The 14,498-nt window shown below is 30.4% G+C and carries 10 protein-coding genes; 3 read left to right on the forward strand and 7 right to left on the reverse strand.

Going from position 1 to position 14,498, the window contains the following annotated elements; translation table 4 throughout:
• Positions 1 to 7 precede the first annotated feature (7 nt).
• The gene (locus EXC46_RS03605; RefSeq protein ID WP_027333867.1) at positions 8 to 2,389 is read right to left on the reverse strand and encodes a phosphoketolase family protein; all 2,382 of its coding nucleotides are present in this window, start codon (positions 2,387 to 2,389) and stop codon (positions 8 to 10) included.
• A 496-nt stretch (positions 2,390 to 2,885) separates the two neighbouring features.
• Between EXC46_RS03605 and tuf the strand changes: the two genes are divergently transcribed.
• Positions 2,886 to 4,073 carry an elongation factor Tu gene (tuf, locus tag EXC46_RS03610; RefSeq protein WP_027333868.1) on the forward strand — a complete coding sequence of 396 codons (1,188 nt, stop codon included), beginning with the start codon at positions 2,886 to 2,888 and terminating at the stop codon, positions 4,071 to 4,073.
• Positions 4,074 to 4,291: 218 nt separating this feature from the next.
• Here the strand turns inward: tuf and EXC46_RS03615 are convergent, their stop codons facing one another.
• Positions 4,292 to 6,082, reverse strand: coding sequence for a hypothetical protein (locus EXC46_RS03615; RefSeq protein ID WP_129622191.1), 1,791 nt, complete (start codon positions 6,080 to 6,082; stop codon positions 4,292 to 4,294).
• Positions 6,083 to 6,206: 124 nt separating this feature from the next.
• On the opposite strand from EXC46_RS03615, the gene EXC46_RS03620 reads away from it, so the two are divergent.
• Positions 6,207 to 6,818 carry a hypothetical protein gene (locus EXC46_RS03620; protein WP_027333869.1) on the forward strand — a complete coding sequence of 204 codons (612 nt, stop codon included), beginning with the start codon at positions 6,207 to 6,209 and terminating at the stop codon, positions 6,816 to 6,818.
• 78 nt (positions 6,819 to 6,896) lie between these two features.
• Entirely contained in the window at positions 6,897 to 8,126 is a 1,230-nt protein-coding gene (locus EXC46_RS03625; RefSeq protein ID WP_165005584.1) for an IS3 family transposase, read from the forward strand.
• Positions 8,127 to 8,185: 59 nt separating this feature from the next.
• Here EXC46_RS03625 and EXC46_RS03630 read toward each other — a convergent pair whose 3' ends face one another.
• The 5 genes from EXC46_RS03630 to EXC46_RS03650 form a co-directional block, all read right to left on the reverse strand.
• A complete protein-coding gene (locus EXC46_RS03630) occupies positions 8,186 to 9,115 on the reverse strand; it encodes an NAD(P)/FAD-dependent oxidoreductase (protein ID WP_027333883.1) in 930 nt (309 codons plus the stop codon).
• 35 nt (positions 9,116 to 9,150) lie between these two features.
• Positions 9,151 to 10,131, reverse strand: coding sequence for a prolipoprotein diacylglyceryl transferase (lgt, locus tag EXC46_RS03635; RefSeq protein WP_027333884.1), 981 nt, complete (start codon positions 10,129 to 10,131; stop codon positions 9,151 to 9,153).
• Entirely contained in the window at positions 10,121 to 11,071 is a 951-nt protein-coding gene (hprK, locus tag EXC46_RS03640; protein ID WP_129622192.1) for an HPr(Ser) kinase/phosphatase, read from the reverse strand. Before hprK ends, lgt begins: the two co-directional genes overlap by 11 nt.
• Positions 11,072 to 11,158: 87 nt before the next feature.
• Positions 11,159 to 13,999 carry an excinuclease ABC subunit UvrA gene (uvrA, locus tag EXC46_RS03645; RefSeq protein ID WP_027333886.1) on the reverse strand — a complete coding sequence of 947 codons (2,841 nt, stop codon included), beginning with the start codon at positions 13,997 to 13,999 and terminating at the stop codon, positions 11,159 to 11,161.
• A gap of 12 nt (positions 14,000 to 14,011) precedes the next feature.
• A complete protein-coding gene (locus EXC46_RS03650) occupies positions 14,012 to 14,488 on the reverse strand; it encodes a hypothetical protein (protein WP_027333887.1) in 477 nt (158 codons plus the stop codon).
• Positions 14,489 to 14,498: the final 10 nt, after the last annotated feature.

Here is a 14,498-nt window from a genome sequence, read left to right on the forward strand (position 1 = left end):
GATTTAATTATTTATTTAATCCTTTTCATTGTCAGAATCTAACTTCATCTTCGTCAATTCCAACTTCTTGAATGTATTGTTTGTGGTATGCAACTTTATCTTCCATTAATTTAACAAAGTCATTTGCTTTGTCTCCATAAACAGCTTTTGCTGCTGTTTGTGACATGTGGTATCTATCCATATCACTCATTAAACGAATATCAAATGAAGTTGTAATATCACCATTTTCTCTATATCCATGTGCGTGTAAGTTGTGGTTGTGACGTGAGAAGAAAATGTCTCTTAATAATCCTTCGTATCCGTGGAATGCAAATACAACAGGTTTATCTTTTGTAAAGATTGCATCAAATTCTTCATCTGAAAGTCCACGTGGGTCTAAACTTGGGTGACGTAATCTTAATAAATCAACTACGTTTACAAATCTGAATTTAAGTGATGGGTATTGGTTATGAAGGTATTCTGCTGTAGCTAATAATTCTAATGTAGGTTCTGTTCCTGATGAAACAAGTACTAAATCAGGTTCTTCGTTTGCTGAACATGTTGATGCTCAATCAATAACTTTTAATCCTTTTTCAACTAATTCAGCAGCTTCTTCTTTGTTAAATCATTGTTCTCTTGGTTGTTTTGAAGCAACGATTAAGTTAATAACATCTCTTTCTTTTAATGTTTTTTCTAAAACAGCTAAAAGAGTGTTTGTATCAGCTGGAAGGTATTCACGAATTAATTCAGGTTTTTTATCTGCTAAATGTCCTAAAAGACCTGGATCTTGGTGTGTATATCCGTTGTGGTCTTGTTGGAATGCTGTTGAAGTAGCAATAACGTTAAGTGATGGATAGTCATTTCTTCAGTGCACTTTTCTTGCTTTAGCAACTCATTTCATGTGTTGTGTTAACATTGAGTCAACAACTCTTAAGAATGATTCGTATGATGCGAAGAATCCGTGACGTCCTGTAAGAACGTATCCTTCTAAAATTCCTTCTGCTTGGTGTTCTGAAAGTTGTGAGTCGATTAATCTACCTACTGGTCCGATAGCTTCATCTAATTCAGGATCAACTTTTTCCATTCATTGACGGTTTGTTACTTTTAAAACATCAAATAATCTGTTTGATTTAGTTTCATCTGGTCCAAATGCACGGAAGTTTGTTGGGTTCATTTTAATTACTTCAGCGTAGTATTTTCCAGCATTAACCATATCTTGATCTTTAATTTCACCTGGTTTTTTAATATCAAGTGCGAATTTTTCTCATTTTGGTAAATCTAATGGTTTTGGATCAACTCCACCGTTTGTAATAGGTGCAACACCCATACGTTTTAATCCTTTTGGAGCGATTTCTGCAAGTTCAGCTTTAAAGCTTCCATCTTCATTAAATAACTCTTCTGGTTTGTATGATAATAATCATTTTTCTAGATCTTCAAGCATTGCTGGTTTTTCTGATGTTACAGGTAATGGAACTTGGTGTGATCTAAAGCTTCCTTCATATGTAAGACCATCAATTTTGTGTGGACATGTTCATCCTTTTGGTGTTCTAACAATAAGTGCTGGTCATAAAGGTCTTGTAGCTTCTTCAGCTGGTTTTTTTCTAGCTTCTTCTTGAATTTTAAGAATTTTTTCAATAGCTTCATCGAATTTTTCAGCCATTTGTGCGTGAATTCCAACTTGATCATGAACGTCAGCTTCTACAAAAATAGCTTCTCATCCGTATCCGTAAAGCATGCTTCTAATTTCTTCATCTGTTTTACGGCACATAATTGTAGGGTTAGAAATTTTTCCACCGTTAATGTGTAAAATTGGTAAAACCGCTCCATCATTAACTGGGTTAATGAATGATGTAGCAAACCATCCAGCAGCTAAAGGTCCTGTTTCTGATTCACCATCACCGATAACTGTAGCAGCAATAATATTAGGGTTATCTAAAATTGCTCCTGTTGCGTGTGATAATGAATATCCTAATTCTCCCCCTTCGTGGATTGATCCTGGTGTTTTAGGAGCAGCGTGGCTAGCTGTTCCACCTGGGAATGAGAATCTTTTGAACATTCTTTTTAACCCTTCTTCATCTTTTGTGATTTCAGGGAATAATTCTGTATAACTTCCATCTAAATAAGAGTTAGAAATCATAACTTGTCCACCATGTCCTGGTCCTTCGATATAGAACATATCTAAATCATATTTATTAATAACACGGTTTAAGTGTGCATAAATTAAGTTTTGACCTGGAATTGTTCCTCAGTGTCCAATAGGATACATTTTTACGTCTTCAGCTTTAAGTCCACCTTTTAAAAGTGGGTTATTTCTTAAGTAGATTTGTCCAACTGATAAGTAGTTTGCAGCTCTTCATCATGCATGAACTTTATCTAAATATTCTTTTGTGCTAAATTCTTTTTTATTCATAAATTTTATGTCCTTTTTATTTTTAAAGTTAAAATGTTAAATTAAACCAATTCGCTAATTTTACAATTAGCAACACATTAAAAATAACATCTTTTAATATGTATTTTTATTATCCCATTTTTCTATTTTTTCAAAAATAAAGTGTGCTAAATAGGTAAATTTTGAATTATTTTTCCACATTTTTATCTTTCTAAAATAAGAATAACAAAACAAAAAGCGTAATTCTTAAATATTGTTTTTGTGGTAAAATATACGTATATTAAAAATAATAAAGAATTTTTATTTTACAAATAGCGCACAGATAAGCATATTTCAAATATTTTAATTAGTAAATAATTTGGTAAAATTCTATTGCTAATTATCAATGGACAGGACCTAGATGAAAGACTAGGCTATGGTTGGTTTTAGCGCTAGAACTAAAAATAGATAATTTATTATTTATATTTTAAAAATTTTAAAAAAGTAAAACTATATTAATTAGTAAGAAAGGATAAAAATGGCAAAATTAGATTTTGACCGTAGTAAAGAACACGTTAACGTTGGTACTATTGGACACGTTGACCACGGTAAAACTACATTAACAGCTGCTATTGCTACAACATTAGCTAAAAAAGGATTATCAGAAGCTCGTGATTATGCTTCTATCGATAATGCACCAGAAGAAAAAGCACGTGGGATAACAATTAACACATCACACATCGAATATCAAACAGAAAAAAGACACTACGCACACGTAGACTGTCCAGGTCACGCTGACTACGTTAAAAACATGATTACAGGGGCTGCTCAAATGGACGGAGCTATCTTAGTTGTTGCTGCAACAGATGGACCTATGCCTCAAACACGTGAACACATTCTTCTTTCAAAACAAGTTGGAGTTCCTCGTATGGTTGTATTCTTAAACAAATGCGACATGCTTGAAGGTGAAGAAGAAATGATCGAACTTGTTGAAATGGAAATTCGTGGACTTCTTTCAGAATACGGATTTGACGGAGATAACGCTCCAATTATTCGTGGATCAGCTCTTAAAGCACTTGAAGGTGATGAAAAATACGAAGCTAAAATTATGGAACTTATGGACGCTGTTGATTCATACATTGAAACACCAGTTAAAGAATTCGACAAACCATTCTTAATGGCTGTTGAGGACGTTTTCACAATTACAGGACGTGGAACAGTTGCTACAGGTCGTGTAGAGCGTGGAACATTAAAATTAAACGATGAAGTTGAAATCGTTGGATTAAAACCTACTAAAAAAACAGTTGTTACAGGAATCGAAATGTTCCGTAAAAACCTTAAAGAAGCTATGGCTGGAGATAACGCTGGATTATTACTTCGTGGAGTAAACCGTGAAGAAGTTGAACGTGGACAAGTTTTAGCTAAACCAGGATCAATCGTTCCTCACACAGAATTCGAAGCTGCTATCTATGTACTTAAAAAAGAAGAAGGTGGACGTCACACACCATTCTTCAAAAACTATAAACCTCAATTCTACTTCCGTACAACAGACGTAACAGGTGGAGTTGAATTTGAAGCTGGACGTGAAATGGTTATGCCAGGAGAAAACGTTAACCTTAAAGTTAAACTTATCGCTCCAATCGCCGTTGAAGAGGGAACAAAATTCTCTATCCGTGAAGGTGGACGTACAGTTGGTGCTGGATCAGTTACAAAAATTATTAAATAATTTAAAAACTTATTCAAACACAAAATGCAGAGCTATTGCTCTGTGTTTTTTTATTTTTTAGGTATAAACCATTCAAATCTAGTTGTATGATACTCTTTTGAACCTAATGTTAAATCATTTGTTTTATTTTAAATAAAAAAACCAACCAGCACAAAGCTAGTTGGAATTAAATCAAAGAATTCAATGTATATTTGAAACTCGGAATAGTTATCTGATCTTTATCTAGTTTCAGTTAAAGGGATTTCTATTTTTCTAGTGAATGTATAAATTTTATCCGATTCCTTTACACTAGAACGAGCCCGAATTTCAAAAGTAATCTCTCAAGCTGTTCCACTATCATTAAGTTCTGATACAAGTATTTTGTTAATATTAATATTTTTGAAGAAAAATCTTTCTTTTTCTGCACTAGCATTCTTTTGAAAAACAAAATCTTCTACAGTTAAATCATTAAACGGTTTGTTTTTAGATTCTTCTTTTCTTATTATTTCAAGAGATTTAGGAGCTATATAATCTGTAATAAGTTTTTTAATGTATTCATCATAAAGATTATCTCCTTGACTAATTGGTCTTAATTCATTATCAAGAAAAATTTCCAAAACATCATCTGGTACATTATAACCATTATCGATTCCACTAATTGCGTTTGTTCCAAAAGTTAGTAAAACTCATTTTTCAAATCTTAAAGGGTTCTCATCAAGAACATGATCGGTTGTTAATTCTTCTGATGCTATTTGTGTTTCTAATGCTCTTACAATTTGATTTTCTTTAATTATTCAAGTATCATTTTGACCAGTTGCTGGATTATTAAAAACGATTTTACTTCCAACATTTTCAGGTGATAATTTTTCATTAATATAAGTAGCATTATAATTGTGACCAGGGTGTCCTTTATAATAAATATTGTATTCATCCGCATATTTTGACGCTACATAAATTACTCTTTCGATATCAGAATCATAACTTGTTCCGATAATTATAATCGATGGTTTATTATTTTTGTTATGATCATCTTTTACTATTTCACGTTCTTTTTCTCAATCAAGACCAATTATTTTACCTCAATGTGTAAATAATCTTTTATTATTTCTATCTCTAGTACTGAAAATAAAATCTTTAATTTCTTTTGGAGAAACTGTTTTTCCTGTTTTCTCATCTATTTCTTTTTCAAAGAATGGTTTAATATTTCTAATTTTCTTTGTTGTTAAATTTTGCACTGCATCATATTCTGAAAAATAACTAACTATATTAGGATAAAAATTGGTAATTAAATATTGACTCAATTTATCAAAATATTTAGGAGCATCTTCAATAGGTTCTCCAGTTTTAGGATCTAAATAAAGATCATAAATTGCAGGAACATATTTTTGAGAAACTCATTGACCTGTCCATAAAGAATCTTCTAATCCAACGATAGCAACATTAGGATATTTATGAACCAAATTAGCATAACCAATCTCATCTTTAAAGTGGTCTGAATTAACAAAAAGATTAATTTTTTTATCTGGATTACTAGCAATAATTTTTTCAAAATATTCCACAGCTTTTTCATCTGAAAGAGAATCGAGATCTTTAATTGTAGATTTATTGTATTTTTCTTGTGCTCTCTCGGAATCTAGATTTTCAGGTAATTTTCTAACATTTTTAAGAAAATCTTCAAAATAGTCTTTATTAAGTGGTTTTTGAAAAAGTAATTTTGAAGTATAAAGAAAATGTACTTCGGATTTTGAAAGCATTGCTAATCTAACCAAATTAAAGAAAGGCATAATACCATATGTCGAAAAATATAAATTTATGTCTGCTTGATCTTGTAATTCTAAAATATTAGTAGTAGAACTTAATTCTTGATCTAAATCATAATTTATTGCGTCGTTTTGGCTATTTTGATTTAATTCATTTTGTTTTTTAACTCTTCTTTTATTTGACAAAACGCCCAAAACAATTGATGGAACAATTATTATTCCCGAACTTGCAAGTGTGGTTAAAATAATCAATCTATGTATTCTTTTCATATGCTTTATTATATTATTTTTAAAGCACAAAAAGATAAAAAAGAATTATAATAATTCCATGAGACACTTATATAAAATTTTTAATAATAATTTGTATAAAACGAATTTGCGTTTTTTAAATATTATGCAATTATTCGATTCTTTAGCATTGTTTTTATGCTTTTTCGGTGTTTTTTATACCTTCTTTTTACATCATATTCAATTAGAAATTGGAACTTTGAATGTCATTAAACAATCTGGAGCATATTATCAAGTTATAACAACTATTTTTGTACTTGCTTTATTTTTATTTGTAATCAAAGAAATTTTACTGATCACTTTACTTGTGATTAATAAATCAAAAAGTCCAGAGAATTTCTATGGTATTTTCTGAAGTTTGATCCTTCCTTTTTGATTTGAAAGTTTATTAAAACAACAACTTATTTCAATTTTTTATGACAATGAGGATTTTGCAAAAGCAATGTCAAATAAAGTTGCTAATAACTACTTTATTTTTATCTTTCTTACAGTTGTGTATATTGTTTTAATGGTTATTGATGCACAAGTGTTAAAAATGTATTTCTACTATGCATATTACAAATATTACTGAATTCATGCTCTTTATCTTACTTTTATCTTTAGTCTTGTTCTGCTTTCGATTCTTCTAAATAGTTTTATTAAGATTAGAAAAATCAAGGAAAAAACAAGAAAAAAAGTGTCTGCTAAATTAATTTTTATGCCTTGAAAACTTGATTAGAAAATTAAAACACCCTAAACTAGGACACGAAATATGGACACAACCATATTTCGTGTTTTTATATATTTAGGAGGTATTATGAGACAATTAAAGGCACATCAATGATTAGAACTATTCGCTAGTTACGAAGATTACAAAAATAATTTGATATCAAAAAATGATTTTGAACTTAAATATTATTCAATCAGAGGTTTTAGTTTTTTTGATAGAAAATTCAATGAGGCTAAAAAATATTTTGTCTTCAAGTATAACAGATATAATTTAGGAATGATAAATATAGAATCGCAAACAGGTAAATCATCTAAAAAAGGTAAAGGGTCAGGTAGACCAAAAAGGCAAAAAATTACTCCTATTGAAATTGTAAAAAAGGAATGAGAAAAAATGCCTAAGGAACAATTGATTGAAATTTTAGAAATTTATAAAGACTCTTTTGATAGAAATAATATTGAAGTTGATATTTCTAAAATTAAGAAATCTTCACTTTCTACAAGAAAATTGGGCCTATGCTTTAATAAATCTAAGTCAACAATTCACAATCTAAAAACTAAAGATCAGCAAACAAGAAAAAAATCTGTAAATACTAAATATGATGAATTAATAATTAAGTCATTTAAGAAAAATAAGGGTTTGTTTGGTAGAAAAAGATTGGAAAGTTATATTAGAACAAAATTCCAAATAGATCTAAATTATAGGACTATTGGTAGAGCGATGAGAAGATTAAACTTATTTTGTTTAATCAGAAGAAAGAAAATAGACAGAGAACAAAAGAACACAAACGTAAAATTTATAGATCTTGTTAATCGTGATTATCACGGAGAGACAAACCAAATAATTGCCACTGATGTTACTTATATTTCTGCACCAAAAGATTGCTTAAACAATTTTGTATTTTTATCTGTTGCGATTGATCACAAAAGCAAATTTGTTGTTAATTATAATCTTTCAAAAAGAAATGATTTAGAACTAGTAATGGAACATATGTCTAAAATCAAAATGGACAAAAAATGAATAGCTCATTCTGATCATGGTTTCCAATATTCTTCAAAAACTTATGTAGATTTAATTCAGAAAAACAATGGTGTTGTATCAATGGGTAGAGTTGGAAATTCTTTAGATAATAGAGAAGCAGAATATTTCTTTTCGATTTTAAAATCAGAATGTTTAAAATTAATCGACATTACAAAAATAACTTTTAATGAATTAAAATCATTGATTGATGATTTTGTGTTTTGATACAACAACGAAAGAATTCAATCAGTATTAAATTGAAAAACACCTCAAGAGTGTTGAGGTGTTTTAGCAAATTAAACTTTTTGTCCACTTTTCGTGTCCCAGTTTACCCTGCAAATAGCAAGGTGTTTTTTAAATTATTTTAAAGTATTAGCAATATCGGTAATTCTTTTGGCTGCTATGCTTCCATCGCTTGCGGCTGTAACAATTTGACGAATTTCCTTTTCGCGAATATCTCCTGCAGCAAAAAGTCCAGGCACTTTGGTTTCCATATTTTCGTTAGTTTGAATAAAGCCTTTATGATCAAGTACACCAAGTTTTTCAATAAATTGAGCTTTAGGCTCCATTCCAATATAAGGGAAGAAAGAAGCAACTTCAATTTTAGATGTTTGTCCATCTTTATCTTCAATTAAAGCTCATTCTAATTGGCCTTCTCCACCAATTTCTAAAATCTTGCTTTGTTTGTATACTTTAACATTTGGTAATTTAAGAAGTTCATCTACAAGTCTTTGTTCTGCAGTAAAGAAATCATCTTTGATTACTAAATTAACTTCAGTAGCGATGCTTGAAAGATAAATTGATTCTTCAACAGCTGAATTTCCTGCCCCCAAAACAAGCGTAGGGCGACCTTTGTAAAGTGGACCATCACAAATAGCACAAAAACTAACTCCAGCGTGCATGTAGCGATCAATATTTTTAATAAAGGTTGGAACTCTATTTTCCATTCCAGTTGCAACTAGAACTGTTTTTGAGTGAAGTTTTTCGCCACTAGCTAATTCAACTTCAAAATCGTATTTATCGTTGCTAGTTACATTTATAACTGTTCCATATTTGTAGACAGCACCATATTTTTTGGCGTGCTCAAAGAAATCAAGTGCAATTTGTCACCCTTCAATCATTGGAGTGCCAATTCAGTTTTCAACTTTGCTAGTTGTTGATAATTTTCCTCCTGGTGCTCCTTTTTCAATAAATAATACTTTTAAGTTTGCACGAGAAGCATAAAGGGCAGCATTAAGACCTGCAGGACCACCACCAATAATTATTGTGTCTCATTTTTCATTTTGCATATTTTCCTCCAACTGTATAAAATTAAAAACTAGAATTATCTAGTTTTTAATTTGTAATATAAATATTTTAAAGAAGAAGTTTCTACGTGTGATAAGTATTCTTCTTGATTTGCATATTCATAATTGCGATAAATAAATTTAAATTTTGAATCTTCTTTTGTGCAAATTAATTTGTATTTTACTAGTCCAAAGAATTGATAGTAAACAAACACTAAAGTACCAATAATAATAAAGATAAGAGCTAAATATTTATAAAAATCATAACTTTCTTGTCTTAATGGTTCCATCGCTTGACGAACAATTCCGTATCAAACTAGATATAAACCTGAAGTGGCTCCTGGTTTAAATACTCAAAAAAGATTAAATACTCAAACGATTATTAAGTATCCAATTAAGTTTGCAATTCCTTCGTAAAGGAAGAGTGGGTATCTATAAGCTCCTTTAAGTCCAAGAAGTTCAGAATAATCGTCACTAATAAACATGTTTGAAGCAAATGATTTTCCAAAAATAAGTGAAGAAGCACCTGTTCAATCGATTTTTCCATAAACCTCGTGGTTTGAATAGTTTCCTCATCTTCCGGCAACTTGTCCAATTAAGATAGTAGGAATAATTAAACTAGCTGCTTTTCTCATATCTATGATTGAACGTTTGAAATATAAGTATGTTAAATCAGCAATTATTGTTAAGATGATTCCACCTTGAATACTTAATCCACCTTTTCATATTGCATATCACTCTGATAAATCTCCGCCATAAATAGCTTGTTCGATAATGAAAGCTAATCTTGAACCGATTATTGAGGTTGGCACAGTGATAATGATAAGTGAAAGTAAAATTTCAATTGGATATTTTTCTCTTTTTCAAAAGAACACAATGCTTAAAATTGAGCAAAGGAAACCTAACATAATCGCTAATGAATAAACATTCATTGACCAATTACCAATTTGAAATAATGTGGTCGGCGTTCCTTCTGCAATTGCAAAATCAGGAACATAAGATGGTAAATTAAAATTCATCGTCTTCTCCTTCTTGTCTTCTTTTTTCTATTTCATCAAGAACGCTTTTTCCTTCTTTTCAAGCAAGATAAGCACTAACTGCTACTTCAATTAAAGCGGCTGCTGAACCCCCTTGCTTAATCGGCACCTTGATTTTACGAATATATCTTCCTAAAATTGGATATTTTAAAATCTCAGTTCCCAAACGGTCTAATTCATTTTGTTTATCTTGTTGAACAAGTTCGACCACAAGATCAATAATTGAAGATTTGGCAACAGATGAAATTCCATAAGTATATTTCACATCAATTAACCCAATCCCCCTTACTTCTAGTAAGTTTCGAATCATTTTAGGCGATCTACCAATAAATGAGTTTCCACTATCTTTGATCATAACAGCATCATCAGCTATTAAAATATGTCCTTTTTGAATTAATTCAAGTGCAGCTTCTGATTTACCAACTCCACTTGCTCCTGTAATTAAAACTCCAGTTCCACCAATTAAGACAAGTGTTCCATGTACTTGAGTTTCTTCTGCAAAAAAGTCATTTAAGTAAGAACCAATTACAGTTGAAATAACAGAAGAATTAGTTTTGGTTAATGCAACAGGAACATTGTACTTGTTAGCAACTTCAATAATTCATGAAAGAGCAGGTTTATTTACCCCTTTAGACAAAATAATAATTGGCGGCTTTTGACTAATAACATGTTCTAATGCATTCACTGTTCTTTCTTTTCCAATTTGAGCAAATCACATTGACTCGCTTGTTCCTCAAGAAATAACATTATAAGAAATACGATCTGTGCGAATATGTTCACTTAATTCCAAACCAACTCTTTTAATTGCTGGTTCATGTATGTCGTTATATTCGATATTTGGATTATCAGCATTGACAATATTTAAATCAAAAAAGTGAATAATTTTTAAAACATTAATTTTATCATGAGTTCTTCTTGACATAAATCTCCTAGACTAAATAATTGCTGAAATTATTTATTTAATTATATCTTTTTCTATTTTTTTAAAAAACAGCCTTTAAAAAATAAATTAAAGCACTTTTTTGAGATATTCAGCTGTATAACCTACTCCGAAGTTAACAACTTCTTCAGGAGTTCCAGCTACAACAACTTTTCCACCATTAGCTCCGCCATCAGGCCCTAAATCAATGATGTAATCAGCAGATTTAATCATATCTAAATTATGTTCGATAACTAAAACTGTGTCTCCGTTTTCAACGATATTGTTAATAATTTTAAGTAATTTAGCAATATCATGGATATGTAAACCTGTTGTTGGTTCATCTAACACGTAAATTGTTTTTCCAGTAGCTTTCTTTTGTAAGTAGGTAGCTAATTTAATTCTTTGCGCTTCTCCGCCACTTAAAGTAGTTGACATTTGACCTAATTTGATATAGTCTAAACCTACATCACTTAAAATTTGTAATTTTTCAAGGATTTTCTTTTTGTTTTCAAAAAATTCAATTGCTTCTTCGATTGTCATATTAAGTACATCCGAAATGTCTTTACCATGATATTTAATATCTAAAGTTTCTCTATTGTATCTTTTTCCATCACACTCATCACAAGTTACATAAACATCAGGTAAAAAGTGCATTTCGATTTTTAAGAAACCATCACCTGAACATTTTTCGCATCTTCCACCAGGAACATTGAAACTAAAACGACTTTTTGTATAACCACGTGTACGAGCTTCATAAACGTTCGCGAAAATATCACGAATATCATCAAAAACACCAGTATATGTTGCTGGGTTACTTCTTGGAGTACGTCCAATTGGACTTTGAGAAACAGGCACAACCTTATCGATGTTTTTTAAGCCTTGGATTGTGTCAAATTTAGCTTTTTTATGATTTAAACCATCAGCTAAACCAAGCATTTGTTGAATCCCTTTAACTAAAATATCATTAATCAAGGTACTTTTACCACTTCCTGAAACTCCAGTCACAGCAACAAACATTCCAAGCGGGATTTTCACATTAATATTTTTTAAGTTGTTTTCTTTAGCGCCTTTAATGATAATTGAATTACCATTACCTGAACGACGAATATCTGGCACAGGGATTGCTAATTCACCTGATAAATACTTACCTGTAATTGAGTTTGGATTTTTAGCAATATCATCAAGTGTTCCTTGTGCTACAACTTCACCACCATGTGCACCCGCTTTTGGCCCGATATCAACAATGTAATCCGCTGCATACATAGTATCTTCGTCGTGCTCAACAACGATTAAAGTGTTACCTAAATCAACCATTTTCTTTAGCGCTTCAATTAATTTAGCATTATCTTTTTGATGTAAACCAATTGAAGGCTCATCAAGCACATATAATATTCCCGAAAGGTTTGAACCAATTTGAGTTGCTAATCTGATTCTTTGCGCTTCTCCACCACTTAAAGTTTCGGCTGTTCTTTCGAGTGATAAATAATCTAAACCAACATTTTGTAAAAATGAAAGTCGATCAATAATTTCTTTAGTAATTAAATTCGAAATTTGTTTTTCATTATCATCAATTTTATCAACTAAATTTTTGGTAAAAATTAAAGCGTCTGCAATTGATTTTTGGGTAAATTCGAAAATATTAATGTTATCAACTCTGATTGAAAGAGCAGTGTCTTTTAATCTCGCTCCCTTACATACTGTACAATCAACAGGATTCATATATTTACCAAGATATTCTCTTCTTTTGTCACTTGAAGTTTCGAAATAAAGACGCTCTATTTTAGTAACAATCCCTTCAATTTCTTTGTCCATACGATATGTATTATTTTCTGTTTGAACATCATATTCTATTTTTTCGTTTGAACCGTATTTGATAATATTAAGCTCTTTTTCAGTGAGTTCTTCAATTGGTAAGTTTGGATTAATTTTGTAATGATTCAATAGTGCAGCAAACCTTTGTCATTCAATGTTTGAAGTATTTACCGTGTTTTCAAAATATTTAATAGCACCTTCATTAATGCTTCTTCATTTTTCAGGAGCAATTAAGTCAAAATCGGCTTTATATTCTGTTCCAAGACCCTTACAGTGTTCACACATCCCTTGTGGTGAGTTAAATGAGAATAAACGAGTTTCAATTTTTGATAAACTGTAATCTTTATAAACACAAGCATAAGTTTTTGAAAAACTTCTAACTTCTTCAGTATCTATATTTTCAATTTTTACTAAACCGTTTGTTAAACCTGCTGCAATATCAATAGCTTCAACAATTCTCTTTTCATTTTCAGGTGTTAAAACAATACGATCAATAATTAAATCGATATCGTGTTTAATATTTTTATCAAGCTCGATCACATCATCTAAAACATAAATGTTACCATCGATTTTAGCTCTTAAGTACCCTTCACTTTTAATTTTTGAAATAAGGTTTGCATGAGTACCTTTTTGCGCCTCAACAATTGGCGCATAAATTATCAATTTGCTATTAAGTGGAAATTGATAAATTGACTTTAAAATATCTTTTGTTGTTTGTGAAGAAATTTCAATATTATGTTTTGGACAGTAAGCTTTACCAATTCTTGTAAAAAGTAATCTTAAATAATCATAAATTTCAGTAATAGTCCCTACTGTTGAACGAGGGTTATTATGCACTGTTTTTTGTTCAATGCTAATTGCAGGACTTAATCCATCAATTTTATCGACATCTGGTTTTTTAGTTCCGCCTAAAAACATTCTTGCATAAGAACTTAAAGAATCAACATATCTTCTTCTTCCTTCTTCATAGATAGTATTAAAAGCAAGAGAACTTTTACCACTACCACTAAGACCTGTAAAGACAACTAGTTTATTTTTAGGAATTGTTAGAGAAATGTTTTTTAAATTATTTTCTCTTGCACCTTGAATTGCTAAAAAGTCATTATTTTTAGACATAAATTCTCCTTTTTAAGATGGTAAGTCACAACCATTAACTGGTTCAATTAAAAAATTCATTTTCGAAATTGTTTCGAGCTGCTCGTTATTAAACAAATTAAAATCTTCTACAAAAACTAAAATATCTTTGGTTCTCCCTTTTAAATTAAATAATTGAAAAAGCTCTTTCATAACACTAATCACTTCATTTTGATCGCTGCTTTTTTGAAACTTTTGTCATTCTAATTTAATTTTTACATTAGAGCCTAGATAACTATGCTTTTGAAGTAGCAAGCCAAGATTTAATGCGTATTGATCTAAAACAAGCTGATAAGTTGAAGCGCTAGAATAGTTGTTTTGAATAAGTGTGTTATATAAATCTATATTTATTTGATCTTTAAGTGTGTTTTTGATAATTTGAATCAAAATTTGATGGATTGAATAAGGATCTGTTGTGTAACTGTTAATACCATCGTTATTGTTTTTTATATCTTCGTATTTAATATACATATCGCTCTTT

This window comes from Mycoplasmopsis glycophila (assembly GCF_900660605.1).
Classification (GTDB): domain Bacteria; phylum Bacillota_I; class Bacilli_A; order Mycoplasmatales; family Metamycoplasmataceae; genus Mycoplasmopsis; species Mycoplasmopsis glycophila.